Annotated in this window: 19 protein-coding genes; 5 read left to right on the top strand and 14 right to left on the bottom strand. The window is 69.1% G+C overall.

Translation table 11 applies throughout. From position 1 onward, the window contains the following. Window positions 1–2 precede the first annotated feature (2 nt). From ruvA to RHOOR87_RS0113755, 7 genes are all read right to left on the bottom strand, one after another. Window positions 3–599 (bottom strand): Holliday junction branch migration protein RuvA, encoded by a 597-nt coding sequence (gene ruvA, locus RHOOR87_RS0113785; RefSeq protein ID WP_027485342.1) that lies wholly within the window; start codon window positions 597–599, stop codon window positions 3–5. Further along, window positions 596–1,114, bottom strand: coding sequence for a crossover junction endodeoxyribonuclease RuvC (ruvC, locus tag RHOOR87_RS0113780; protein WP_007507320.1), 519 nt, complete (start codon window positions 1,112–1,114; stop codon window positions 596–598). Before ruvC ends, ruvA begins: the two co-directional genes overlap by 4 nt. Window positions 1,115–1,253: 139 nt before the next feature. Beyond that, the gene (locus RHOOR87_RS0113775; RefSeq protein WP_007507322.1) at window positions 1,254–1,982 is read right to left on the bottom strand and encodes a YebC/PmpR family DNA-binding transcriptional regulator; all 729 of its coding nucleotides are present in this window, start codon (window positions 1,980–1,982) and stop codon (window positions 1,254–1,256) included. 98 nt (window positions 1,983–2,080) lie between these two features. Beyond that, window positions 2,081–2,716: an alpha/beta fold hydrolase gene (locus RHOOR87_RS0113770; RefSeq protein WP_007507324.1), complete on the bottom strand. Its 636-nt coding sequence runs from the start codon at window positions 2,714–2,716 to the stop codon at window positions 2,081–2,083. Between the two features lie 40 nt (window positions 2,717–2,756). After that, entirely contained in the window at window positions 2,757–4,529 is a 1,773-nt protein-coding gene (gene aspS, locus RHOOR87_RS0113765) for an aspartate--tRNA ligase (RefSeq protein ID WP_027485341.1), read from the bottom strand. 88 nt (window positions 4,530–4,617) lie between these two features. Further along, a complete protein-coding gene (locus tag RHOOR87_RS0113760) occupies window positions 4,618–5,250 on the bottom strand; it encodes a DUF3011 domain-containing protein (RefSeq protein ID WP_027485340.1) in 633 nt (210 codons plus the stop codon). A 102-nt stretch (window positions 5,251–5,352) separates the two neighbouring features. After that, the gene (locus RHOOR87_RS0113755; RefSeq protein WP_007507329.1) at window positions 5,353–5,649 is read right to left on the bottom strand and encodes a zinc ribbon domain-containing protein; all 297 of its coding nucleotides are present in this window, start codon (window positions 5,647–5,649) and stop codon (window positions 5,353–5,355) included. A 291-nt stretch (window positions 5,650–5,940) separates the two neighbouring features. Here RHOOR87_RS0113755 and RHOOR87_RS0113750 point away from each other — a divergent pair, with 291 nt between their 5' ends. Both RHOOR87_RS0113750 and RHOOR87_RS19275 read left to right on the top strand, forming a co-directional pair. Continuing rightward, window positions 5,941–8,313 (top strand): TonB-dependent receptor, encoded by a 2,373-nt coding sequence (locus tag RHOOR87_RS0113750; protein ID WP_015446891.1) that lies wholly within the window; start codon window positions 5,941–5,943, stop codon window positions 8,311–8,313. Between the two features lie 340 nt (window positions 8,314–8,653). Beyond that, the gene (locus RHOOR87_RS19275; RefSeq protein ID WP_231378426.1) at window positions 8,654–9,139 is read left to right on the top strand and encodes a CsgG/HfaB family protein; all 486 of its coding nucleotides are present in this window, start codon (window positions 8,654–8,656) and stop codon (window positions 9,137–9,139) included. Window positions 9,140–9,226: 87 nt separating this feature from the next. On the opposite strand, the gene clpB is transcribed toward RHOOR87_RS19275, so the two are convergent. The 3 genes from clpB to rluD form a co-directional block, all read right to left on the bottom strand. Beyond that, window positions 9,227–11,818: an ATP-dependent chaperone ClpB gene (clpB, locus tag RHOOR87_RS0113740; protein WP_027485339.1), complete on the bottom strand. Its 2,592-nt coding sequence runs from the start codon at window positions 11,816–11,818 to the stop codon at window positions 9,227–9,229. Window positions 11,819–11,949: 131 nt separating this feature from the next. Then, a complete protein-coding gene (gene pgeF / locus RHOOR87_RS0113735) occupies window positions 11,950–12,699 on the bottom strand; it encodes a peptidoglycan editing factor PgeF (protein ID WP_007507335.1) in 750 nt (249 codons plus the stop codon). 114 nt (window positions 12,700–12,813) lie between these two features. Then, window positions 12,814–13,788: a 23S rRNA pseudouridine(1911/1915/1917) synthase RluD gene (gene rluD, locus RHOOR87_RS0113730; RefSeq protein ID WP_027485338.1), complete on the bottom strand. Its 975-nt coding sequence runs from the start codon at window positions 13,786–13,788 to the stop codon at window positions 12,814–12,816. A 104-nt stretch (window positions 13,789–13,892) separates the two neighbouring features. On the opposite strand from rluD, the gene RHOOR87_RS0113725 reads away from it, so the two are divergent. Further along, the gene (locus RHOOR87_RS0113725; RefSeq protein ID WP_037115710.1) at window positions 13,893–14,726 is read left to right on the top strand and encodes an outer membrane protein assembly factor BamD; all 834 of its coding nucleotides are present in this window, start codon (window positions 13,893–13,895) and stop codon (window positions 14,724–14,726) included. Between the two features lie 196 nt (window positions 14,727–14,922). On the opposite strand, the gene RHOOR87_RS0113720 is transcribed toward RHOOR87_RS0113725, so the two are convergent. The 3 genes from RHOOR87_RS0113720 to sucC form a co-directional block, all read right to left on the bottom strand. After that, entirely contained in the window at window positions 14,923–16,581 is a 1,659-nt protein-coding gene (locus RHOOR87_RS0113720) for an NAD+ synthase (RefSeq protein WP_007507341.1), read from the bottom strand. A gap of 76 nt (window positions 16,582–16,657) precedes the next feature. After that, on the bottom strand, window positions 16,658–17,530 hold the full coding sequence (gene sucD / locus RHOOR87_RS0113715) for a succinate--CoA ligase subunit alpha (RefSeq protein WP_007507344.1): 873 nt from the start codon (window positions 17,528–17,530) through the stop codon (window positions 16,658–16,660). Window positions 17,531–17,544: 14 nt separating this feature from the next. Continuing rightward, complete coding sequence (sucC, locus tag RHOOR87_RS0113710) at window positions 17,545–18,831, bottom strand: ADP-forming succinate--CoA ligase subunit beta (protein WP_255325565.1); 1,287 nt, start codon at window positions 18,829–18,831, stop codon at window positions 17,545–17,547. A gap of 194 nt (window positions 18,832–19,025) precedes the next feature. Between sucC and RHOOR87_RS0113705 the strand changes: the two genes are divergently transcribed. Beyond that, window positions 19,026–20,678, top strand: coding sequence for a HAMP domain-containing sensor histidine kinase (locus RHOOR87_RS0113705; RefSeq protein WP_007507346.1), 1,653 nt, complete (start codon window positions 19,026–19,028; stop codon window positions 20,676–20,678). A 13-nt stretch (window positions 20,679–20,691) separates the two neighbouring features. Here RHOOR87_RS0113705 and RHOOR87_RS0113700 read toward each other — a convergent pair whose 3' ends face one another. Continuing rightward, the gene (locus tag RHOOR87_RS0113700; protein WP_007507348.1) at window positions 20,692–21,696 is read right to left on the bottom strand and encodes a LacI family DNA-binding transcriptional regulator; all 1,005 of its coding nucleotides are present in this window, start codon (window positions 21,694–21,696) and stop codon (window positions 20,692–20,694) included. Window positions 21,697–22,020: 324 nt separating this feature from the next. Between RHOOR87_RS0113700 and pgmB the strand changes: the two genes are divergently transcribed. Beyond that, window positions 22,021–25,029 carry a beta-phosphoglucomutase gene (gene pgmB / locus RHOOR87_RS0113695; RefSeq protein ID WP_155950268.1) on the top strand — a complete coding sequence of 1,003 codons (3,009 nt, stop codon included), beginning with the start codon at window positions 22,021–22,023 and terminating at the stop codon, window positions 25,027–25,029. The last annotated feature ends 30 nt before the right edge of the window (window positions 25,030–25,059 follow it).

Below are 25,059 nucleotides of genomic sequence, written 5' to 3'. Positions count from 1 at the left end.
GATCAGCCCCCGAGCGCCGCGCGCAACGCCTTGCGGATGATCGCTTCGGCGTCGTCGCCCTCGGCGGCGACCTTCTGCACCAGCCGGCTCACCTCGACCGGCTTGTAGCCCAGCTGCTGCAGCGCCACGGTCGCTTCGCCGGTGGCATCCAGCGGCGCACCGGCCGCACGCGGCGTGGCGCCGGGAATGCCCGACATGCCATCGAGGCGATCGCGCAACTCCACCACGATGCGCTCGGCGGTCTTCTTGCCGATGCCGGGGATCTTGGTCAGCGCGACCACGTCGCCGGCCTGCACCAGCCGCGCGAAGTGGTCGGTGGACACGCCGGACAACACCGCCAGCGCGATCTTCGCGCCGATCCCGCTGACCTTCAGCAGGTTGCGGAACAGCGTGCGTTCGGCTTCGTGCAGGAAGCCGTACAGCGTGATGCTGTCTTCCTTCACCGCGTGGTGGATCAGCAGCACCACTTCCTTGCCGAGGCCCGGCAGGTCGTAGATGGTCGACATCGGCGCCTCGACCTCGTAGCCGACGCCGCCGACCTCGACCAGCAGCGACGGCGGCTGCTTGCCGATCAGGGTGCCGCGCAGGCGCCCGATCACCGGCGCCGCCTCCAGGCCGTGCGCGGAATGCCGACGCGGGCCAGACTGGCGCGGGTGTGCGCATGCGTCACCGCCACCGCCAGCGCATCGGCGGCATCGGCCTGCAGCGGTCCCTTGAGGCCGAGCAGCACGCCGATCATGTGCTGTACCTGGGTCTTGTCGCCGCGACCGCTGCCGACCACGGACTGCTTCACTTCGGTTGCTGCATATTCGTGCACCACGATCCCCTGGCTGACCACCGCGCAGATCGCGGCGCCGCGCGCCTGTCCGAGCTTCAGCGCCGAATCCGGATTGCGCGCCATGAACACGCGCTCGACCCCGCACTCGGCCGGCTGGTGGGTCGCGATGATGTCACACAGTTCGTCAAAGATGCGTTTCAGGCGCAGCGGAAAGCTGGCCTCGCCGGCCACCGCCAGCGCGCCGTGGAAGACGTGGCTGAGCCTGCCGGCATCGTCCACGTCGATGATGCCCACGCCGGTGCGCTGGCTGCCGGGGTCGATGCCGATGATCCGCACATGCCGGAATTCGGGATTTTGGACTCGGGATTCGGGAGAAGCCACAGCGGGCGCCTTCACTTCTTTGGTGGATGGAGTCGCGCCGAACCGCCCGACTTTTTGCTCGTACCGAATCTCGCCCCCCGGTCCACGAATCCCGTCACGAGGCCGCCGGCAAGGCGGCGTTGTGCGACACCTCGCTTACGTCGTCCAGCGCGTCGAGCTTCTCCAGCAGGTCGAGCAACTGCTCCAGCGCCTCCTCCGGCACCTCGACGCGGTTGTTCGGGCGCATCACCACGCCGGCGTGCTGGGCGTTCAGCCCGGCGGCGATCAAGCCCTGCTGCACCGCCTCGAAGCTCTCCGGTGTGCACAGCACGGTGCTTTCGCCGTGCTCGTTGATCACGTCGTCGGCGCCGGCTTCCAGCGCCGCCTCCAGCACCTTTTCCTCGGCCGCCGCGTCGTCGCCGGTGGCGAACACCAGCTCGCCGCAGCGGGTGAACTGGAACGCCACCGAACCGGAGGTACCAAGGTTGCCGCCATGCTTGGTCAGCGCGTAGCGCACGTCGGCCACGGTACGGGTGGGATTGTCGGTGAAGCACTCGATGATCAGCGCGATGCCGGCCGGGCCGTAGCCTTCGTAGCGCAGTTCCTGCATGTCGGCACCGCCGTCGGTGCCGGAGCCACGCTTGATCGCGCGCTCGATGGTGTCCTTGGTCATGTTCGCCGACAGGGCCTTGTCGATTGCCGCACGCAGGCGCGGGTTGCCGCCAGGGTCGGCGACGCCGGAACGGGTGGCGACGGTGATCTCGCGGATCAGCTTGGTGAACACCTTGGCGCGCCTGGCGTCTTCGGCGTTCTTGCGACCTTCGATGGACGGGCCTCTACCCATGACGATTCCTGCACGAAGCGAGTGGACAAGCGCTCAATTTTACCTGAATTCGGCCCGCGTGCCGGCCACGCCGCCCCACCGAACCGCGGCATGACGCCTCAGGCCGCGGCGGGCGGAAACCGGCCGTGGCGCAGGAATTCCGCCACCAGTCGCGCCACCTCCTGCGAGAACAGCAGGCCGGTGTGGTTTGCTTCGACCACGCGGTGCGCAGTCACCCCCGCCAGGCGGGTTTCCTCCACTGCCACCGTGCCGTCGTGCTCGCCGGCGAAGTGGCCGAGCATGGCGCCCAGGCCGAGCGGCAGGCGCCCGGCGATCACGCCGACCTCGCGCGGCCCGTCCCAGCGTTCGAAGCCCTGTTCCAGCAGTTCGCGGTTGTGCCCCAGCAGCACCTCGCCGCCGCGGCCCCAGGCGGCGAAACCGCGCGCCGCGGCGCTGCCCTTCAGCGGCGAGCCCAGGCAGACGATGCGACCGGGCGGCGGGGTGCCGTCGAGACAGGCGCGCAAGGCCAGCAAGCCGCCCAGACTGTGGCCGACCAGGTGCACCGCGTCGGCCTCCCCGGCCAGCGCGGCCATGCGTGCCTGCAACCGGTCCAGGATGCGCTGCTGGGTGGCCGCCACGCTCAGGTAATCGAAGCGGTGCACACGGAAGCCTGCCTCCATCAGCCGGCGGTGCAGCATGGACAGCGCGAAACCGCGCATCCACAGACCGTGCAGCAGGATCACGTGATCGCTCATGGCGTACCGCCGCCGTGACGCGAGCGCAACTGCCGGCGGCTCAGCCGGCAGCCTCGCCGTCGGTCGCCACGCGCACGTGCAGCTCCTTCAGCTGCGCCGCGGCGATCGGCGAGGGCGCATCGGTCATCAGGTCCTGCGCGCTGGTGGTCTTGGGGAAGGCGATCACGTCGCGGATCGACTCGGTGCCGGCCATCAAGGCGGCGATGCGGTCGATGCCGAAGGCCAGGCCGCCATGCGGCGGTGCACCGAATTTCAGTGCCTTCAGCAGGAAGCCGAACTTCATTTCCGCCTCCTCCGCGCCGATGCCAAGCAGCTCGAACACCGTGCTCTGCATCTCCGGGCGGTGGATGCGGATCGAGCCGCCGCCGATCTCGTTGCCGTTCAAGACCATGTCGTAGCCGCGGCTCACCGCGTTGTGCGGGTCGGCGCGCAGCTGGGCGGCGTCATCCACCTTCGGCGCGGTGAACGGGTGATGCAGGGCCACGAAACGCTGTTCCTCGGCGTCGTACTCGAACATCGGGAAGTCGGTGACCCACAGCGGCTTCCAGCCGTCCGCGACCAGGCCACGATCCTTGCCGACCTTCAGCCGCAGCGCGCCCATGAAGTCGGACACGGTCTTCCACGCACCGGCGCCGAAGAACACGATGTCGCCGGTCTGCGCAGCGGTCGCCTTGAGCACGCCATTCAGCGCCGCGTCGTCGAGGAACTTCGCCACCGGCGAATTGATCCCGTCGCGGCCCTTGGCCAGATCCTCGACCTTGAGCCAGGCCAGGCCCTTCGCACCGTAACGCGCGACGTACTCGGCCAGGCCGTCGATGTCCTTGCGCGACAGCGTGCTGCCGCCCGGCACGCGCAGCGCGGCGACGCGGCCGGCCGGGTCGTTGGCCGGCTCGGCGAACACCTTGAACTCGACGTGCTTCACCGCGTCGGCCACGTCGACCAGCTCCAGCGCGATGCGCAGGTCCGGCTTGTCCGAACCGAAGCGGCGCATCGCCTCCATCCAGGTCATGCGCGGGAACGCCGCGTCCAGCTCGACGCTCTGCACTTCGCGGAAAACGTGGCGGATCAGTTCCTCCACGAAGTCCTGCACGTCCTTCTCTTCCACGAAGGCGAACTCCAGGTCGAGCTGGGTGAACTCCGGCTGGCGGTCGGCGCGCAGGTCCTCGTCGCGGAAGCAGCGGGCGATCTGGTAGTAGCGGTCGAAGCCGGCCACCATCAGGATCTGCTTGAACAGCTGCGGCGACTGCGGCAGTGCGTAGAACTGGCCCGGATGCACGCGGCTGGGCACCAGGTAGTCGCGCGCGCCCTCCGGCGTGGCCTTGGTCAGGATCGGCGTCTCCACGTCCTGGAATCCGCGCGCGTCGAGGTAGCGGCGCAGCGCCTGCACCAGCTTGATGCGCTTGCGCATCATCGCCTGCATCTCGGGGCGGCGCAGGTCGAGGTAGCGGTAGGTCATCCGCAGGTCCTCGTTCGGGTTCTCGTGCAGCGCGAACGGCAGGTCCTTCGCGGCGTTGAGCACCTCCACCGTGTCGGCCAGCAACTCGACCGTACCGGTCTTCAGCTTGTCGTTGACCGACACCCGCGGGCGGATCGTGCCGGTCACGCGCACGCAGTACTCGTAGCCCAGCTCGCCGGCGACGGCGAACGCGGCGGGATTGTCGCGATCGATCACCACCTGGGCCAGCCCCTCGTGGTCGCGCAGGTCGACGAACGCCACGTGCGCCTGCAGGCGGATCTTGTTGACCCAGCCGCACAGGGTGACGGTCTGGCCGATCAGCGCCTCGTCGATGAGGCCGCAGTAATGCGTGCGCATGCGTTGGAACTCCGGCGTCGCCGCGGCGACTTCAGGCAAGGGAAAAGACCGCAAAGTCTACCACTGCCGCGCACCGCGGCGGGCCGCGCTACCAGCGCCGGTCGACCAGGAACTGGCCGCGGCAACCGTGCGCCACCCACACTCCGGCGCGGTTCCAGCCCCAGCTGTAGCCCTCCACGCAATTCGCGTCGGAAAGCTGCCGGCCCAACCGCACGCGACCGTGGCGGCCCACGTCGACCTGGCACATCTGGTATTTCTTCTGGTTGCTGTCGCACTGCAGGCTGATCCGGCGATCCCAGCCGGGTCCGGGGCGCCAGTCGCCCCGGTCGTCGTCGCGGTCGTCGTAACGTTCGTCCCGGCGATCGCCCCAGGCGTCGTCGTCGCGATCGCCGGGACGGCCGTCGTAACGGCCGCGATCACGGTTGCCGTAGGCGTAGTCATCGCGCTCGGCCGGACCGAACAGGCCGCGGCAGCCGCGATCGACCCACAGCGTGCCGTGGTCCATGCCCCAGCTCTCGCCGCGCAGGCAGGCGGCCTTCGACTCCTGCTTGTACAGCTCGACGTACCGCCACGGCACGGCGCAGCGCGCGTAGTGGCCGTCGTTGCTCACGCAGCGCACCGGCGCATCCGACTGCGCCTGCGCCGGCGGGGCCACTCCCAGCAGGCCGCCCCCCAGTCCGGCCACGATGATCCCGACCGCCCACCTGCCGACTGCCCGCATGCTCCGCCTCCTCGTTCATGCCGCCCCGGCACCGCGCCGGAGTCGTTCGGAATCAGCATATCCCGCGTCCGAACGCGGCAACCGGCCGGGCATCCCAGCGGTTCAGCTGGCGCTGCTTCCGGAGTCGCCGGAGGCCGGCGCCGGGGCAGCCGCGGGGGCAGCCGCCGCGGTGCCGGACTGGCCGGCATCGCCGGCCAGGTTGTGCTTCTTCTCGCCGCTCTTCTTGAAGTCGGTCTCGTACCAGCCGCTGCCGGCGAGCCGGAACGACGGTGCGCTGACCATCCGCCGCAGGTGCGGCGCATCGCAGGCGGGACAGACGGTGGGGTCGGTATCGGACAACTTCTGCAGGCGGTCGAAGCGGTGACCGCAATGGCTGCATTCGAATTCGTAGATGGGCATGGGAACTCCGGGCACGCCGGCCATCGCGGGGCCGGCAACAGGCCATTATCGGCGTGTGCGGCAGGATTTCAATGTAGCAGGCGGCGCATGGCGGGCGCCTTGCCCATGGTAGTAGCCTGCGGATCAGGGACGAACCCGGGCCGGCCTGCCGACTCATGTTCCCCCAGCACACACGAAGGGGTCGTTGCGGCATTTGGACTGATAGACGTCTATACGTCTATTGACGGAGCAATGGCGCACCACTAGTCTGCATTTGCTGCGATGCGGCAAACCACGAACCGGAGAGCTTCCATGAGCAAACGTTCCAACCCGATCGCCCTGGCGTGGCTTCCCGCTGCGGTGCTGCTGGCCCTGGCCGGCAATGTCGCCGCACAGGATGCCAGCCAAGCCACCCCGGCCAAGGCCAAGAACCTCGATTCCGTGGTGGTCACCGGCACGCGCGTGTCCAACCGCACCGCCGGCGAGTCGCTGGCGCCGATCGACGTGTTGAGCCCCGCCGACCTGCAGGGTACCGGCACCACCGAGCTGGCCACGGCGCTGTCGCGCCTGCTGCCCTCGCTGAACTTCCCGCGCCCCTCGCTCACCGACGGCACCGACGGCTCGCGCCCGGCGCAGTTGCGCGGCCTGTCGCCGGACCAGGTGCTGGTGCTGGTTAACGGCAAGCGCCGCCACACCGGCGCGATCGTCAACCTCAACGGCACCCAGGGTCGCGGCTCCTCGCCGGTGGACCTCAACGCGATCCCGATCACCGCGGTGAAGCGCATCGAGGTGCTGCGCGACGGCGCCGCCGCGCAATACGGCTCCGACGCGATCGCCGGCGTGGTCAACATCGTGCTGAAGGACGGCGCCGACGGCGGCAGCGTGGCCGCCAGCGTGGGCCAGTACAGCGCCGGCGACGGCCTGCAGCGCGAAGGCAGCGGCGACATCGGCTTCCACCTCGGCCAGGACGGCTGGCTGCGCGTGGCCGCCGCGGTGGGCAAGGACGGCTACACCGACCGCGCCGGGCCGGACCTGCGCAACCCGGCCGACCCCAGCTACGCCCGCGTCAACCAGCGCTTCGGCGACCCCGAGGTCACCCACCAGTCGGTGTTCCTCAACAGCCAGTACGACTTGTCGCCGAACGTCAACGTCTACGCGTTCGCCAACGCCAACAATCGCAACGCGGAATCCGCCGGCTTCTACCGTCCGGGCCTGGACAGCCGCAACATCCGCGCGATCTACCCCGACGGCTTCCTGCCGCTGATCGCCACCGCCTCCAAGGACCGCGCCTTCGTCGCCGGCATCCGCGGCACCACCGCGAACTACTGGCACTGGGACCTCAGCGGCAACTACGGCAAGAACAGCCTGCAGTTCGACGTCAACCACAGCCTCAACACCCAGCTCGGCCCGACCAGCCCCACCCACTTCTACGCCGGCAGGTTGAACAACACCGAGAAACTGCTCAACGCGGATTTCTCGCGCGACTTCGACGTGGGCGGCCTGGCCGGCCCGCTGACCCTGGCGTTCGGCGGCGAGTACCGCCACGAGAACTACGCCATCGACGCCGGCGACCCCACCTCGTATTTCGGCGGCGGTTCGCAGGTGTTCCCCGGCTTCCGTCCGTCCGATGCCAACTCCAACAGCCGCCACAGCTACGCCGTGTATGGCGAGCTGGACGCGGACCTTACCCAGAAGCTGAGCGGCTCGCTGGCCGTACGCCACGAGAAATACAGCGACTTTGGCAACACCACCTCGGGCAAGCTCTCCGCGCGCTATGCGTTCACCGACAAGGTCGCGCTGCGCGCCACCGCCTCGAACGGCTTCCGCGCGCCGTCGCTGGCCCAGCAGAACTACTCCACCACCTCCACCGTGTTCATCAGCAGCGTGCCTTACGAGGTGCGCACGTTCCCGGTGAACAGCCCGGTCGGACGCGCGTTCGGCGCCGAGCCGCTGAAGGCGGAGAAATCGGTCAACTACAGCCTGGGCCTGGTGCTGCAGCCCACCGACCGCACCGCGCTGACCGTCGACGCCTACCAGATCCGCATCGGCGACCGCATCGTGCTGTCGGAGAACCTCACCGGCAGCGCGGTTACCACCTACCTCACCGCGCACGGCTTCCCCGGCGTCACCGGCGGGCGCTACTTCACCAACGCGGTGGACACGCGCACCCGCGGCGTCGACATCGTGGGCAGCTGGCGCACCGAACTGGCCGGCGGCGGGCTCAACCTGACGCTGGGCTACAACTACAACAAGACCGACATCCTCAACACCCGGCCGAACCCGGCGATCCTGGCCCAGAACGGGCTCAACCTGCAGCGTATGGGGCGCACCGAGAAAGGCCGCATCACGGTCGGCGCGCCGCGCGACAAGTTCACCCTCGGCGGCGACTGGACGCTCGGCCACTGGGGCCTGCGCTCCACGCTGTCGCGCTACGGCAAGTTCACCGTGTTGAACAACAACGCGGCCAACGACCAGACCTTCGCCGCCAAGTGGGTGCTGGACCTGGCCGGCGACTACACGCTGGACCAGTGGACCTTCACCCTCGGCGCGGACAACGTGTTCGACGAATACCCGGACAAGGTGATCGCCGCCAACAGCACCTCGGGCATCCTGCCGTACAGCTCGAGTTCGCCGTTCGGCTTCAACGGCGCCTACGTCTACGGCAAGGTGGCGTACCGCTGGTAAATCGACGCAAGCCATTGGACCCAAAGCCCCGGCCAGTCCGGGGCTTTTTCATGGCTGGCCTCCCCACCGCCTTTTGCGTCGTCCCTGCCGCCATCCGTTGACGGATTTCGCTGACGGCTTGTGCCGCCAGCGGCGAGTGTGGATCGACAACCAATGGGAAACGCAGTGCGTCATCGACTGGAGGGGAGTTCATGAAACCCGTGAACCGTACAAGCATGCCGGGCGCGGCCCTGGCCCTGACCCTGAGCGCAGGCGTCACGATGGCGCGCGAGGCGCCGACCATGACCGTCGCCGTGATCGACTTCACCAACGACACCACGAGCGGCAGAAGATCGACGCCGTGCTGGCCGAGCAGGACCTTCCCGCCTGCTCGCACATGCGCCCAGGCAGCAGCCCGCACACCGGCAACATCACCGGCCCGCAGTACCCGGTCACCGGCAGCGTCGCGGCGTACACCGAGGACACCTCCAACACCGGCGGCCTCAACATCGCCGGCTTCCGCGTGGGCGGCGGCAAGTCGAAGGCCTATGTCGCGATCGACCTGCGGGTGGTCGACGCGGAGACCTCGGAAGTAGTGTATTCGCGCACCGTCGAAGGGCGCAGCTCCAACGGCGGCGTCAACCTGCGCGGCTACGTCAGCGGCGTCGGCGGCGACTTCGCCCATGCCAAGAAGACCCCGGCCAGCAAGGCGGTGCGCGCGGCGCTGATCGAGGCCACCGATTATCTGGACTGCACCATGGTCAAGCGCGACGGCTGCGAAGCCCGCTACCAGCAGAAGCAACAGCGCCGCCGCCAGGGCAGCAAGGACACGCTCGACCTCGACTGACCATCGGCGGCGATCCGTGCGGCAGGCCGGAACCACCCCGGCCGTCGCACGGCGTCCCGGGGACGACCATCGTCCCCGGGGCCTGCGTCAGACTTTGCGGAACAGCAGCTTCCCGCCATCGGCGACCACCTGCACCGTGTCGCCCGACTGGAAGCGGCCTTCGAGGATCTGCTTGGCCAGCGGGTTCTCCAGCTGCTGCTGGATCGCCCGCTTCAGCGGCCGCGCGCCATACACCGGATCGAAGCCGACGTTGCCGAGCAGGGCCAGCGCATCGTCGCCGACGTCCAGCTTCAGCTGCCGCTCGGCCAGGCGCTTTTCCAGGTATTCCAGCTGGATCTTCGCGATCGCGCGGATCTGGCTCTTGTCCAGCGGGCGGAACACCACGATCTCGTCGAGCCGGTTGATGAACTCCGGGCGGAAGTGCGCCTGCACCACGCCTAGCACGGACGCCTTCATCTGGGTGTACTGCTCTTCGGCGTCGCCGTTGCCCTCGGCCGCGTCCTGGATCATCTGCGAGCCGAGGTTCGAGGTCATCACGATGACGGTGTTGCGAAAATCCACGGTGCGGCCCTGTCCGTCGGTCAGGCGGCCGTCGTCGAGTACCTGCAGCAGGATGTTGAACACGTCCGGATGCGCCTTCTCCACTTCATCGAGCAGGATCACGCTGTACGGCCGGCGGCGCACTGCTTCCGTCAAATAGCCGCCTTCCTCGTAGCCGACGTAGCCGGGAGGCGCGCCCACCAGGCGCGAGACGGAGTGCTTCTCCATGAACTCGCTCATGTCGATGCGCACCATCGCGTCGGTGGTGTCGAACATGAACTCGGCCAGCGCCTTGCACAGCTCGGTCTTGCCCACGCCGGTGGGGCCGAGGAACAGGAACGAACCGTTCGGCCGGTTCGGGTCGGACAGGCCGGCGCGCGAGCGGCGGATCGCGTCGGACACCGCGTGCACCGCCTCGTCCTGGCCGACCACGCGCTGGTGCAGCGCGTCCTCCATGTGCAGCAGCTTGTCGCGCTCGCCTTCCAGCATCTTGTTGACCGGGATGCCGGTCCAGCGGCTGACCACCTCGGCGATCTCCTCGGCGGTGACGCGGGTCTGCACCAGCCTGAAGTCCTGCGTCTCGGCGGCCTGCGCCGCGGCGAGCTGCTTTTCCAGTTCCGGCAGCTTGCCGTACTGGATCTCGCTCATCTTGGCGTAGTCCTGCCGGCGCTGGGCGGCATCGAGTTCCTGCCGCGCCTGCTCGATCTGCTCCTTCACCTTGGTGGTGCCCTGCAGCGCGGCCTTCTCGGACTTCCAGATCTCGTTCAAGTCGGAGAACTCGCGCTCGAGCTTGCCGATGTCGGTTTCCAGATCGGCCAGGCGTTGCTTCGACTCGCTGTCCTTCTCCTTCTTCAGCATCTCGCGCTGGATCTTCAGCTGGATCAGCCGGCGCTCCAGCCGGTCCAGCTCCTCCGGCTTGGAGTCGATTTCCATGCGGATGCGGCTGGCCGCCTCGTCCATCAGGTCGATCGCCTTGTCCGGCAGCTGGCGGTCGGCGATGTAGCGATGCGACAGCGTGGCCGCGGCGACGATCGCCGGGTCGGTGATCTCCACGCCATGGTGCACCGCGTAGCGTTCCTTCAACCCGCGCAGGATCGCGATGGTGTCCTCGACACTCGGCTCGCCCACGAAGACCTTCTGGAAGCGCCGTTCCAGCGCGGCGTCCTTCTCGATGTACTTGCGGTATTCGTCCAGCGTGGTGGCGCCGATGCAATGCAACTCGCCGCGCGCCAGCGCGGGCTTGAGCATGTTGCCGGCGTCCATCGCGCCCTCGGCCTTGCCGGCACCGACCATGGTGTGCAGCTCGTCGATGAACAGGATCACCCGGCCTTCCTGCTTGGACAGGTCGCTCAGCACGGCCTTCAGCCGCTCCTCGAATTCGCCGCGGAACTTGGCGCCGGCGATCAGCGCGCCCATGTCCAGCGCCAGCACTCGGCGGTCGCGCAGGCCCTCGGGCACCTCGCCCTTGATGATGCGCTGGGCCAGGCCCTCGACGATGGCGGTCTTGCCCACACCGGGCTCGCCGATCAGCACCGGGTTGTTCTTGGTGCGCCGCTGCAGCACCTGGATGGTGCGGCGGATCTCCTCGTCGCGGCCGATCACCGGATCGAGCTTGCCCGACTCGGCGCGCGCGGTGAGGTCGATGCAGTACTTCTCCAGCGCCTGGCGCTGCTCCTCGGCGTTCTCGCTCTGCACCTTCTCGCCGCCGCGCAACTGCTCGATCGCCGCCTCGAGGTTCGCTCTGGTCGCACCGGCCGCCTTCAGCGCGGCGCCCAGTTCACCCTTGTCCTCCAGCGCCGCCAGCACGAACAGTTCGCTGGCGATGAACTGGTCGCCGCGCTGCTGCGCCAGCTTGTCGGTGAGGTTGAGCAGGCGATTGAGGTCGTTGCCCAGGTTGATGTTGCCTTCCTGCCCGCTGACCTTCGGCAGCCGTTCCAGCAGGTCGTTGACACGCTGGGTCAGCAGCGGCACGTTGACCTGGGCCTGGGTCAGCAGCGGCGCGGTCGAGCCGCCCTGCTGGGCCAGCAGCGCGGCCATCACGTGCACCGGTTCGAGCATGTTGTGGTCGCGGCCCACGGCCAGCGACTGTGCGTCGGCCAGCGCCTGCTGGAAACGCGAGGTGAGCTTGTCCATCCGCATCGCAATGATCCCCGCAAGAGATGAATGGTTCTGGCGGGCCATGCCGCCACTGCCCGCTTAGATGCGGACTGTGGCAGGCGATTCAAGCAAGCGGCGTGAAAGGCCGGGCCGGTCGGGGCAGCAACGGAACATCAGGCGTGGTCCAGCCAGACCAGGCTGGCGAAGCGGCCGCTGCGGGCGCCGTCGCGGCGGTAGGAATAGAAGCGCGGATCGGCCAGCGTGTCGAAGCCGCCGCCGTGGACATGCCGGACGCCGGACGCCTGCAACCGGCGCCGCGCCAGCGCGGCGAGGTCGCAGCGCCAGTGGCCGGGACGCGTCGGCGCAAAGTGGGCGGCGGCCGCGGCGTCGGTAGCCGTGAAGGCCGCGCGCACTTCCTCGCCCACCTCGTACGAGGCTGCGCCGATGCACGGCCCCAACCACGCCAGCAGGCGCGCCGGTGGCGTTTGCAACTGGGTCAGCGTGGCTTCCAGTACGCCGGCGGCCAGCCCGCGCCAGCCCGCGTGGGCCACGCCGATCTCGCTGCCGTCGTCGGCGCAGAACAGCACCGGCAGGCAATCGGCGGTGAGGATGGCCAGCACCGTGCCGGGAATGTGCGACACCACCGCATCCGCCTGCGGCTCGTCCGCGCTGGGCAGCGGCCCCAGTTCGGCCACGCCGGTACCGTGCACCTGACGCAGCCAGCGTGGCGCCGACGGCAGTCGCAGTGCCTGCTGCAGCGCGCTGCGGTTGGCCTGCACGGCGTCGATGTCGTCGCCGCTGCGCAGGCCGAGGTTGAAACGGTCGAACGGCGGCGCCGAAATGCCTGGCCCCTGTCGCGTGGTGATCGCCGCGTGGACCCGGGCCGGGGCCGGCCAGTCGGGGAAGATCCAGGTTTCGGTCATTTTCTCGGGATTCGGGATTCGGGATTCGGGATTCGGGATTCGGGATTCGGGATTCGGGATTCGGGATTCGGGAAGCATCGCACAGGCACCGGCGGCGTTCCTTGGCGCTTGCCCTCAGTAGTGATCCGAACCGTGCTCGGCCAGGTCCGCGCGCAGCGCCTCGATCAGCGCCTGCAGGTCGGCCGGCCGCTGCGCGCCGAACGACAGCGCCTCGCCGCTGGCCGGGTGGATGAACGACAGCTTCTCGGCATGCAACGCCTGCCGGCGGAAACCGCGCAGGGTGGCAGCCAGTTCCGCGCTGGCGCCCTTGGGCAGCTTCAGGCCGCCGCCGTACAGCGGGTCGCCGATCAGTGGATGGCCGATATGCGCCAGGTGCACGCGGATCTGGTGGGTGCGGCCGGTTTCCAGCTGGCATTGCAGCAGGCTGTGCGCGCGGAAGCGCTCGCGCAGGCGATAGTGGGTCACCGCGCGCTTGCCGTCTTCCTCGTCGCGTACCGCCTGGCGCAGGCGGTCGCCCATGCTGCGCCCGATCGGCGCATCCACCGTGCCGCCGGCCACCAGCGTGCCCAGCACCACCGCTTCGTACTGGCGCTCCACTTCGTGGCGCGACAGCAGGTCGACCAGCGCGGTGTACGTCGGCAGGGTCCGCGCCACCACCATCAGGCCGGAGGTGTCCTTGTCCAGCCGGTGCACGATGCCGGCGCGCGGCAGTTCGGCCAGCTGCGGGTCGTGGTGCAGCAGCGCGTTCAGCAGGGTGCCGGCCGGGTTGCCGGCGCCGGGATGGACCACCAGCCCGGCCGGCTTGTCCAGCACCAGCAGGTGCGCGTCCTCGTGCACGATGGTCAGCGCGATGTCCTCCGCCGCGCTGGACACCTCGTTTTCCAGCTCGACCTCAAGGCATACCCGCTCGCCGCCCCGCAGCAGCTGCCGCGGCGGCGCCTGCGCGCCGTCCAGGGTCACGGCGCCGGATTTGATCCAACCGCTGAGCCGCGAACGCGAATAATCGGGGAACATCTCGGCCAGCGCCTGGTCGAACCTGCGTCCCGCCGCCCCCAGCGGCACCTCCGCCTCGTGCCGGATCGTGGTCATGCCGGCCTCCACGGGCTGTGGCCGGTTTCGGCTATCATGCCTTTTCGCTCAAACATCCGAACTCCTTCCTTATGCGCCCAACGATCGACCCGCCCTGGCTGCCGATGCCCAAATTGCCTGTACTCAAAGTGCTTGTGGTGCTGATGCTCGTCGTGTCGATGAGCGCCTGTTCGATGTTCAAGTCGAAACGCGAAACCATCGACACGATGCCGCTGGTCGCGCTGTACGACAACGCGCACGCCTCGTTGCAGAACGCCGATTATGCAGCCGCCACCAAGGCCTACCAGCGCCTGATCGCGCGCTTCCCGTCGGGCGAATACAACGAGCAGGCACAACTGGAGATGGCCTACGCGCAATACAAGGACAACCAGCCGGATGATGCCTTGTCGACCGTGAACCGCTTCATCAAGACCTACCCGGCCAACAAGCACGTCGATTATGCCTACTACCTGCGCGGCCTGATCAACTTCGACCGCACCAGCGGCGTGATCGAGCGCTTCATCAACCGCGAAGGTTCGCAGGCACGCCGCGATCAGGGCTACAACCTGCAGTCGTTCGACGACTTCGCCGAGCTGTCGCGGCGCTTCCCGGACAGTGCGTATACCGCCGATGCGCGCCAGCGCATGATCTACCTGCGCAACATCCTGGCCGAGCACGAGATCAACGTGGCCGAGTTCTACCTGCGCAACAAGGCTTACGTCGCCGCCGCCGACCGCGCGCAGTACGTGATCGAGCATTACCAGCAGGCATCGCAGACCGGCGATGCGCTGGCCATCCTCACCCGCAGCTACCTGGCGCTGGACCAGAAGACCCTGGCCGACCAGAGCCGCCAGGTGCTGGCGCTGAACTACCCGAACCACCCGTACCTGAGCGACGCCAAGTGGCCGCATGCGCCGTCCATGCTGCGCAAGATGGTGCCGTTCTCGGGGCATCATTGAGCTTTGCCGACTGCTCCGTCCACAAGAGAGCCGGCGTCCGCGCCGGCTTTTTTCATGGGGATCTCGCCAGCCCCGCACCCTCACCCCAAGCCTCTCACCCGCAAGGGGACTCCCTTCGGTCGCCGGAGGGAGAGCGAGCAACCGTGCCGTGCGGGTTCGGCTTCGTCGATATGGCGGCGACCCTTCGCTTCGAGGGTCAATGCCAGCCCGAAGTAATCGGATAGCGCCGCTCGCGACCGAACGCGCGGGTGGTCACGCGCGGGCCCGGCGCCGACTGCCGCCGCTTGAACTCGTTCAGCAGCACCAGCCGCACCACCCGGCGCACCACGTCGGCATCGAAGCCCTGCGCCACGATCTCCGCCTGCGACTGCTCGCCCTCGATGAAGCGTTCGAGGATCGCATCCAGCTCGTCGTACGGCGGCAGCGAGTCCTGGTCGGTCTGGTTGTCGCGCAGCTCGGCCGAGGGCGGGCGGTCGATGACTTCGGGGGGAATGGGCAACCGGGAATCGGAAATGGCTCGTCCCGCCGCGTTGTTTTCCCCACTCCCGGCCCCATTCCGCCAGCGCGCCAGCCGGTACACCACGGTCTTGTAGACGTCCTTCAGCGGCGCGTAGGCGCCGCACATGTCGCCGTACAGCGTGCAGTAGCCGACTGCCATCTCGCTCTTGTTGCCGGTGGCGAGCAAGAGCTTGCCATGCTTGTTGGAGAGCGCCATCAACATCACGCCGCGCGTGCGCGACTGCAGGTTCTCCTCGGTGGTGTCGGCCGCCTTGCCGGCGAACGCCGGCGCCAGTGCCGCGACGAACGACTGGCAGGTCGGCTCGATGTCGATCACGTGGTAGTCCACGCCCAGCCGTTGCGCCTGCGCGCGTGCGCCGTCCAGCGACAGCTGCGAGGTGTAGCGGGTGGGCATCATCACCGCGGTGACGCGTGAGGCGCCCAGCGCGTCGACTGCCAGCGCCAGCGTCAGTGCGGAGTCGATGCCACCAGACAGGCCCAGCAGCACGCCACTGAAGGCGTTCTTGTCGATGTAGTCGCGGGTGCCGCGCACCAGGGCGGCGTACAGCGTCGCCTCCAGCGATGGGTCGGCGGCGACCGGCCAGTCGTCCGCCGACCAGCGGCGCGTGGCCGGATCGAACCCGGCCCACAGCAGCGCGTCGACGAAGGCCGGCGCGCGCGCGGCGACCATGCCGTCGCCGTCCACCAGCAGCGAGCCGCCGTCGTAGACCACCTCGTCCTGGCCGCCGACCAGGTTGAGGTAGGCGATCGCGCAACCGGTCTCTCTCGCGCGCGCGGCCAGCACCGCCTCGCGCTCGGCCTGCTTGCGCTCGTCCCACGGTGAAGCGTTGATCACCACCAGCAGCTCCGCACCGGCCGCCGCAGCCTGCGCCGCCGGCTCCGGCTGCCACACGTCCTCGCAGATCAGCAGGCCGACGCTCACCCCGTCGATCATGGTCGTGACCGAGGCGTGGCCCGGGCGGAAATAGCGCTTGTCGTCGAACACGCCGTAGTTCGGCAGCGCCTGCTTGTGTGCGGTGCAGTCCACCTTGCCGTCGCGCAGCAGGCTGGCCGCGTTGAACACCTCGCCCTCGCTGTACGGGTGGCCGACCAGGGCGGCAACGCCGTGGCTCGCCGCCGCCAGCGTGGCCAGCTCGCTGGCGCAGGCAGCCAGGAAGCTCGGTCGCAGCAGCAGATCCTCCGGCGGATAGCCGGAGAGGGTCAGCTCGGGAAACGCCACCAGCGCGGCGCCGCCGGCGCGCGCCCGGGCGATCAGCTCGCCCACCTTCGCGGCATTCGCCGCCACCGCACCGACCGCGAAATCGAACTGGGCCAGCGCCACACGCAGCTTTGCCATGGACTTCCTGCTCCGGAAAACGACGAAGGCCGCGACGTATCGCGGCCTTCGCATTTTACGGCACGGCGGCGCCGACTTACTTCATCAGCTTCGCCAGCGTCTTGCCCAGGTCGGCCGGCGACTTCACCGTGGTGACGCCGGCCTTCTCCAGCGCGGCGAACTTCGCCGCGGCGGTGCCCTTGCCGCCGGAGATGATCGCACCGGCATGGCCCATGCGCTTGCCGGCCGGGGCCGAGGCGCCGGCGATGAACGACACCACCGGCTTGGTCACGTACTCGCCGATGAACTCGGCGGCGTCTTCCTCGGCGCTGCCGCCGATCTCGCCGACCATGATGATGCCTTCGGTCTGCGGGTCGTCCTGGAACAGCTTCAGGCAGTCGATGAAGTTCAGGCCGTTGATCGGGTCGCCGCCGATGCCGATGCAGGTGGACTGGCCCAGGCCCTCGTTGGTGGTCTGGAACACCGCTTCATAGGTCAGCGTGCCCGAACGCGACACGATGCCGACCTTGCCCGGCATGTGGATGTGGCCCGGCTGGATGCCGATCTTGCACTCGCCCGGGGTGATGATGCCGGGGCAGTTCGGCCCGATCAGGATGGTTTCCGGATGCTGCGCCAGCACGTTCTTCACGCGCAGCATGTCCAGCACCGGGATGCCTTCGGTGATCGCCACGATCACCTTGATGCCGGCATCGATCGCTTCCAGGATCGAGTCGGCCGCGAACGGCGGCGGCACGAAGATCACCGACGCGTCGGCGCCGGTTTCCAGCACCGCTTCGTCGACCGAGTTGAACACCGGCAGGCCGATGTGCTGGGAGCCACCCTTGCCCGGGGTGACGCCGCCGACCACCTGGGTGCCGTAGTCGAGGCACTGCTGTGCGTGGAAGGTGCCCTGCTGGCCGGTGAAGCCCTGCACCAGCACCTTGGTATTTTTGTTGACGAGAACTGACATGACTTAGTAACTCCTCACTTCGCGGCTGCCACGGCTTTCTGCGCCGCGTCGTTGAGATCGTCCGCCGGCGTGATCGCCAGGCCGGAGTTGGCCAGCAGTTCGCGGCCCTGATCGACATTGGTGCCCTGCAGGCGCACCACCACGGGGATCTTCAGGCCCACTTCCTTCACCGCGGCGATGATGCCCTCGGCGATCAGGTCGCAGCGCACGATGCCGCCGAAGATGTTGACCAGAATGCAGCGTACCTTGTCCGAGGACAGGATCAGCTTGAACGCCTCGGTCACGCGCTCCTTGGTGGCGCCGCCGCCGACGTCGAGGAAGTTGGCCGGCTCGCCGCCCGCCAGCTTGATCACGTCCATGGTGGCCATTGCCAGGCCGGCGCCGTTGACCATGCAGCCGATCGAGCCGTCCATCGTCACGTAGTTGAGGTTGTTCTGCACCGCGGCCGCCTCGGCGGCATCTTCCTGGGTCAGGTCGCGCATGGCGACCAGCTCGGGGTGGCGGAAGTCGGCGTTGTCGTCGGAGTTGACCTTGCCGTCCAGCGCGGCCAGGTTGCCGTCCTCGAGGATGGCCAGCGGGTTCAGCTCGACCAGCGACAGGTCCTTCTCGTTGAACAGCTTGTACAGGCCCAGCATGATCTTGGTCAGCTGGTTGACCTGCTTGGCGTTGAGATCCATCGCGAAGCCGAGCTGGCGGCACTGGTACGGCTGCAGCCCTTCGACGAAGTCGACCACGATGGTGTGGATGTCTTCGGGCGTGTCCTTGGCGACCTGCTCGATGTCCACGCCGCCGTGCTTGGAGGCGATGAAGGACACGGCCTTGGAGTCGCGGTCCACCAGCACCGACAGGTACAGCTCCTTGGCGATGTTGGTGGCGTCGGTCACCAGCACCAGGTTCACCGGCAGCGCGCGGCCGGCCGACTGGTAGGTTGCCATGCGGGTGCCGAGCATGCCCTTGGCCGCGGCATGGACGTCGTCCAGGCTCCTGCAGAACTTGACGCCGCCGGCCTTGCCGCGGCCGCCTGCGTGGATCTGCGCCTTGACCATCCACTGCGAGCCGCCGAGCGCCTTGGCGGCATCGACGGCGGCGTCGGGGGAACTGGCGATCTTGCCCGGCGGCACGGCGATGCCGTACTGCGCGAACAGTTCTTTGGCCTGGTATTCGTGGAAATTCATTCGATACCTCGAGCGAACGGAGAAACGATGGCGGCCGCACGCGGCGCACCAGCGTGGGTCAGGAAGGTCGGACGGCGGATGGACGCGCTGCCGGGATGCAGTGCGCCTGCCGGACCGAACCGGCAAACCGCGCAATACGGCCGCCTATTTTCGCGGAAGCGGGCGCCGATGGAAAGGGCCGCCGGCCCGGAACGCCCGCACAGGCCGATCCCATGCGATTTCTGCCCCGCTCACAGCGCCAAGCAGCCCGTCTATACTCACCCCCGACCCCAGGAAATGCGCTGATTCTTCCAGTACATCCCTCCCGTACAGGCCGCACGATGTCCAGCACAGCACCCCTGAACGCCCAGCGCGCGGGAACGGCGACGATCCGCCACGAGCTGACGTTCCTCAACGCGTTCCGGCTGGTGCAGGCGCTGGTCTACGCCGGCCTGGCGTTCAGTCCACCGGGCCTGGGCTGGCCCGAGCTGGCGATGCCCGACTTCGCCCGCGGCGTGACCACGCTGTACCTGGTGTTCGCCCTGCTCGCGCTGCTGTTCAACCGGCGCAGCATGCCGTACGCCCGCACGATGGTGGCGGTGACCCTGGCGGTGGACATCGCCGCCGCCGTGCTGACGATCGCCGCGATGCACGACGCGCGCATCGGCATCGCCATGATGCTGGCGGTGAACCTCAGCGCCGGCGCGCTGATCCTGCCGCTGCGGCTGTCCAGCTTCTTCGCCGCGCTGGCCACGCTGGGCATGCTCGGGCACACCCTGTTCGGCAACCCCGGCGGCAGCCCCGGCGACCGCGACCTGCTCGAGGCGGCACTGTTCGGCCTGGCCTACTTCGCCACCACCACGCTGTGCCACGTGCTGGGCCGGCAGCTGCGCGCCACCGAGGCGCTGGCCGAGCAGCGCAGCACCGACCTGGCCAACCTGGCCCAGGTCAACGAGCTGATCATCCGCCGCATGAAGACCGGTGTGCTGCTGGTCGACGACGCCAACCGCATCCACCAGATCAACGAGTCGGCGTGGATGCTGATGGGCAACCCCGGCGCCGACCAGCGCGACCTCGGCCAGCTGGCGCCGGAGCTGTCGCGCCGGCTGTATCACTGGATGACCTCCGGCAAGCTGGACGAGACCGCCACCCAGCTCGCCGACGGCGTGCCCGAGGTGGTGCCGCGCTTCACCCGGCTGGCGCCGAACGACGACTCGCACGTGCTGATCTTCCTCGACGACACCTCGCTGCTGTCGCGCCGCGCCGAGGAGCTCACGCTGACCTCGCTGGGCCGGCTGTCGGCCTCGATCGCGCACGAAATCCGCAACCCGCTGGCGGCGATCCGCTACTCGGCGCAACTGCTCGCCGAGTCGACCAGCATGGACGCCACCGACCAGCGCATGGTCGAGATCATCAACAACCACTGCATCCGGCTCAACGAGATCATCGAGAACATCCTGCAGCTGTCGCGGCGCGAGCGCTCGCGCCCGGAGACGCTGGACCTGGGCCACTGGGCGCAGGCCTTCGTCGAGGAATACTGCCAGGGCAACGACCTCGGCGCCGACTCGCTGCGCGCGATCGCCAACGGCGGCACCCCGGTGGCGGCGGTGGCCGACCCGCAGCAGCTGCAGCAGGTGGTGTGGAACCTGGTGCAGAACGCGCTGCGCTACGGTCGCCTGCCCGGCGAGCCGGCGCGGGTGATGGTGGTGACCCGGCAGGGCGAGCACGGCGTGCCGATCCTGGAAGTGATCGACCGCGGCCCCGGCATCGCGCCGAAGGTGGCCGCACAGATCTTCGAGCCGTTCTATACCACCCACGAATACGGCACCGGCCTGGGCCTGTACCTGGCCCGGCAGATGAGCGACGCGAACCAGGCCGCGCTGGAATACGTGCGCGTGGCCGGCGGCGGCAGCTGCTTCCGGCTGGTGCTGACCCCGCCGGCGCGCAGTCCGGCCGACGCTGCCGAAACCACCCAGGCCGCCGCCACGCGCTAGCAGCGCGGGCGGATCAGGTCGAGCGCACGATCAGGCTGACCGGCAGGGTCTCCGAGCTGGCCGGCTCGCCCTCGATCAGCGCCAGCACCTTGCGCGCCAGCAACATGCCGCCCTCCTGCCAGTCCTGCCGCACCGAACTCAGCGGCGGCAGGAAGCTGGCGCCCAGCGGCATGTCGTCGTAGCCGACCACCGAGACATCGGCCGGCACCGAGCGCCCCAGGTCCAGCGTGGCGCGGATCGCGCCCATCGCCAGCAGGTCGTTGCAGGCGAAGATCGCGTCGAAGCCGACCTTGCGCTCATGCAGCGAACGCACCGCGTCCATGCCGGAGTCCACGGTGAACTCGTCGCGCCGCATCAGCAGCGGCTTGATCCCGTGCAGCGCCAGCGCGTCGATGAAACCGTTCAGGCGCTCGAAGATTTCCGGATGGCTGGGATTGCCGATGAACACCGGCCGGCGCCGGCCCAGCGCAATGAAATGCCGCGCCACCACCGCGCCGCCGAGGCGGTTGTCGCTGCCCACCACCACGTGCACATCGCTGGCCGACTGCGCGCCCCACACCACCATCGGCAGGTTCAGCTTGTCGAACCGGCGCACCGCGTCCTGGTGCGCGCCCTGGCCCAGCAGGATCAGCCCGTCCGCCGCCTGCACCGCCGCCGCGCTGGCGCCCTGGCGGGTGGTCAGCAGCACGCTGTAGCCGGCCGCAGTCAGTTCCTGCGAAATACCGCCCAGCAGCACCAGCGGGTACGGGTCGAACATGGTGCGGTCGGTGGACGGCTTCATCTCCACGATCACCGCCACCGTGTGGCTGCGGCGCAGGCGCAGGTTGCGCGCGCTGATGTTGAGCTTGTAGCCGCGCTCGCGCGCCAGTGCCTGGATCCGCTCGCGGGTTTCCGGATTGACCAGCGGGCTGTCGGCCAGCGCCCGCGAGACGGTGATCTTGGATACCCCGGCCAGTTGCGCCAAGTCGGCCATGGTCGGACCGCCCGACAGGTGCCTGCGCGTGCCCTTCTTGCTCAACTATCCGATTCCCTGTTGGTCTGGCCGATCCGCTGCCGTGGCGCCGCCGGGCTGCGGCAATGGCCGGCACCGGCGCCTGCAGTGTGTCGACATTCGCCTTGCCGATGCAACCTCGCCCCGCGCGCCCGCCGGCAGCGCGCCGAGGCAAGCGGAAAGCACGCACCCATGCCCTTCTCCCTCGCCACGGAACGGTCCGGACAAGTCTGCCACATCAAATGTTATCGGTATCTTGATACCGATAACATTTGATGCCAAGCTCCCTGCCAGCCGGGTGCGGGACGGCCCATGCCATGCGAATCGGGGAGATTTATCGTGGAACACCAGATGACGGCAGCAGCGAGCGTCGATGCCCGGCCGCCCGAGAGGCCGGCCGTGGAGGATCCGTGGCTGCTGGTCCGCCATGGCACCGACCCGGCCGGCTTCGCCCGGGACGAGAGCCTGTTCGCCCTCGCCAACGGCACGCTCGGCGTGCGCGGCAACCTGGAGGAAGCCGACAGCGCCAGCCAAGCCACCCTGCTGTCCGGAGTATGGGAACGCACCCCGATCGAGTACCACGAGCGCTTTCCCGGCTTCGCCAGCCATACCGACACGCGCATCCCGGTCGCCGACGCCACGCACATCCGGCTGCGCCTGGGCGACACGCCGGTGCGGCTGGACCAGGGCGAATGGCTGCAGTTCGAGCGCACCCTCGACCTGCGCCACGGCTGCTACCGGCGGCGGCTGCGCTGGCGTTCGCCGCAAGGCGCCACGCTGGAGATCGAGGCCGAACGCCTCGTCAGCCTGGCAGAGGCCGGGTTGCTGGCGATCCGCTACCGCGTGCGTTCGATCGACTACCGCGGCCCGGTCACGCTGGAGTCGTCGATCGGCTGCGGGCGCGAGGCCGTCGGACAGGGCGATGACCCGCGCATCGGCAGCCGCCTCGCGGGCGGCCTCACCACCTGGGCCGCGCAGGCAAACAAGGCCTCGGCCTGGGTCGGCCAGCAGACCACCCACAGCGGCATCCGGCTGGCCTGCGTGCAGCGCCACGAACAGGCCGCCGGCCTCGTCTTCCGCGATGCCGGCCGGACCGCGGACGGGGTGATGCAGGCCTATGCCGGCACGCTGGCGCCGGGCCAGACGGTCGGCCTGGACAAGTACGTCGCCTACGCCTTCACCGCGCCGTTCGCCACGGATGCCGCCGGCGCCCTGCCGGCCCGGGCCGAGGCCACGCTCGCCGCAGCGATCGCACTCGGCTACCCGGCGCTGCTCGAACGGCAGGCGCGGGTGCTGGCCGGATTCTGGGCGCAGGCCGACCTGGCCATCGCGGGCGACCCGGCGACCGAACAGGCGCTGCGCCTCAACCTGTTCCACCTGTTCCAGTCCAGCGGCCGCGACGGCCGCAGCAGCACCGCCGCCAAGGGACTCACCGGCGAGGGCTACGAAGGCCACTACTTCTGGGACGCCGAAGCCTTCATGCTGCCGGCGCTGGTCACCCTGGCCCCGGAACTGGCGCGCGCCATGCTGGCCTGGCGCCACCGCACGCTGGGCCACGCACGCCGGCACGCACGCGAACTCGGCCATCCGCGCGGCGCGCTGTACGCCTGGCGCACGATCGGCGGCGACGAATGCTCGGCCTACTTTCCCGGCGGCTCGGCGCAGTACCACATCAATGCCGCGGTGGCGTGGGCGGTGCGCCTCTACGTCGACGCCAGCGGCGACCAGGCCTTCCTTCTCGAAGGGGGCGCCGAGATGATCTTCGAGACCGCGCGGATCTGGCTGGAGATCGGCCACTTCAATCCGCGCCGCGGCGGTGCGTTCTGCATCCACGAAGTGACCGGCCCGGACGAGTACTCCGCCCTGGTCGACAACAACCACTACACCAACCGCATGGCGCAACGGCACCTGCGCGATGCCGCCGCCACCGCCGAATGGATGGCGCTGAGCCACCCGGCCGACTACGCCGCACTGGCCGCGCGGATCGGCCTCGGGGCCGACGAGCCGGCGCAGTGGCAGGCCGCGGCGCGGGCGATGCATCTGCCGGTGGATGCCGTGCTGGGCATCTTTCCGCAGGACGACGGCTTCCTCGACAAGCCGCGGCTGCCGGCGGAACTGGCCGCCACGCCGGACCGACAGCCGCTGCTGCTGCGCCTGCACCCGCTCGGCATCTATCGCCACCAGGTATGCAAGCAGGCCGACGTGCTGCTGGCGCTGATGCTGGCCGGCGAGCAGGTCGAGGTGGCCGCCAAGCGGCGCAACTTCGACTACTACGAAGGCGTCACCGTGCACGACTCCACCCTGTCCGCCTCCACCTTCGCGGTGATCGCGGCCGAGGTGGGCCATGCCGACAAGGCATTCCGCTACTTCCGCGACACCCTGCGCGTCGACCTGGACGACCTGCACGGCAACGCGGCGCACGGCCTGCACATGGCGGCGATGGCCGGCAGCTGGCTGGCGCTGACCTGGGGCTACGGCGGCCTGCGCGTGCACGATGGCCTGCCCGCGCTGGCGCCGCGGCTGCCGGCGGCATGGCGCAGTTACCGCTTCGGCCTGCGCTGGCGCGACGCGCACCTGCGTGTGGAGGTCGACGGCGACGGCGTGCAGTACACGCTTACCGAAGGCAACGCGCTCACCTTCCTGCACGACGGCCTGCCGCAACGCCTGCATGCCGGCCAGCCGCTGCGCCTGTCCTGCGCGGGCGTCGTCGCGCCGACGCCGTTGAAGGCCGTGGTGTTCGATCTCGACGGCGTGCTCGCCGACACCGCCGTGCTGCATCGCGCGGCGTGGCAGCGGCTGGCCGACGAGATCGGCGCGCCGCTCGACGAGGCCACCGCCGGGCGCATGAAGGGGGTGGACCGCCGCGGTTCGCTGGACATCCTGCTGGAACGCGCGCCGCGCTCCTACAGCGAAGCGGAGAAGGAAGCGCTCGCCGCACGCAAGAACAGCTACTACGTCGAACTGATCGGGCGCCTCGGCCCGCAGGACCTGCTGCCCGGCGCGCGCGCCGCGGTGGAGTCCGTGCGCCGCGCCGGGCTGAAGACCGCGCTGGCCTCGGCCAGCCGCAACGCGCCGCAGCTGCTGGACCGGCTGGGCATCGCCACGCTGTTCGACTACGTGGTCGACGCTGGTCGCATCGCCCGCTCCAAGCCCGACCCGGAGATCTTCCTGGCGGCGGCGCGCGGGCTGGGCCTGAGTTCGCAGGAATGCCTCGGCGTGGAGGACGCCGCGGCGGGCATCGCCGCCCTGCACGCGGCGGGCATGACGGCGGTCGGCATCGGCCGCGCGCAGGAGCTGGACAAGGCGGATGTGCTGCTGCCGGACATTGCCGCGTTCGACATCAGCCGTTTCATCGCGTGAGCGGCCATTCCGCGCAGCCGGCACGCTGCG

It is taken from the genome of Rhodanobacter sp. OR87 (assembly GCF_000473345.1).
Lineage (GTDB): Bacteria > Pseudomonadota > Gammaproteobacteria > Xanthomonadales > Rhodanobacteraceae > Rhodanobacter > Rhodanobacter denitrificans.
Note: the sequence above shows the minus strand (reverse complement) of the source record. Positions and strands in the feature narration are given on the sequence as shown.

What these genes read in the sequence shown, in the direction of transcription:
- RHOOR87_RS0113705 (WP_007507346.1), top strand. Translation starts at nt 19,026, where the DNA reads ATGTCCAGCACAGCACCCCTGAACGCCCAGCGCGCGGGAACGGCGACG.
- pgmB (WP_155950268.1), top strand. Translation starts at nt 22,021, where the DNA reads ATGACGGCAGCAGCGAGCGTCGATGCCCGGCCGCCCGAGAGGCCGGCC.
- RHOOR87_RS0113725 (WP_037115710.1), top strand. Translation starts at nt 13,893, where the DNA reads ATGCCCAAATTGCCTGTACTCAAAGTGCTTGTGGTGCTGATGCTCGTC.
- clpB (WP_027485339.1), bottom strand. Translation starts at nt 11,818, where the DNA reads ATGCGGATGGACAAGCTCACCTCGCGTTTCCAGCAGGCGCTGGCCGAC.
- sucD (WP_007507344.1), bottom strand. Translation starts at nt 17,530, where the DNA reads ATGTCAGTTCTCGTCAACAAAAATACCAAGGTGCTGGTGCAGGGCTTC.
- RHOOR87_RS0113770 (WP_007507324.1), bottom strand. Translation starts at nt 2,716, where the DNA reads ATGAGCGATCACGTGATCCTGCTGCACGGTCTGTGGATGCGCGGTTTC.
- rluD (WP_027485338.1), bottom strand. Translation starts at nt 13,788, where the DNA reads ATGACCACGATCCGGCACGAGGCGGAGGTGCCGCTGGGGGCGGCGGGA.
- RHOOR87_RS0113750 (WP_015446891.1), top strand. Translation starts at nt 5,941, where the DNA reads ATGAGCAAACGTTCCAACCCGATCGCCCTGGCGTGGCTTCCCGCTGCG.
- pgeF (WP_007507335.1), bottom strand. Translation starts at nt 12,699, where the DNA reads ATGACCGAAACCTGGATCTTCCCCGACTGGCCGGCCCCGGCCCGGGTC.
- RHOOR87_RS0113775 (WP_007507322.1), bottom strand. Translation starts at nt 1,982, where the DNA reads ATGGGTAGAGGCCCGTCCATCGAAGGTCGCAAGAACGCCGAAGACGCC.
- RHOOR87_RS0113720 (WP_007507341.1), bottom strand. Translation starts at nt 16,581, where the DNA reads ATGGCAAAGCTGCGTGTGGCGCTGGCCCAGTTCGATTTCGCGGTCGGT.
- RHOOR87_RS0113755 (WP_007507329.1), bottom strand. Translation starts at nt 5,649, where the DNA reads ATGCCCATCTACGAATTCGAATGCAGCCATTGCGGTCACCGCTTCGAC.
- RHOOR87_RS0113760 (WP_027485340.1), bottom strand. Translation starts at nt 5,250, where the DNA reads ATGCGGGCAGTCGGCAGGTGGGCGGTCGGGATCATCGTGGCCGGACTG.
- aspS (WP_027485341.1), bottom strand. Translation starts at nt 4,529, where the DNA reads ATGCGCACGCATTACTGCGGCCTCATCGACGAGGCGCTGATCGGCCAG.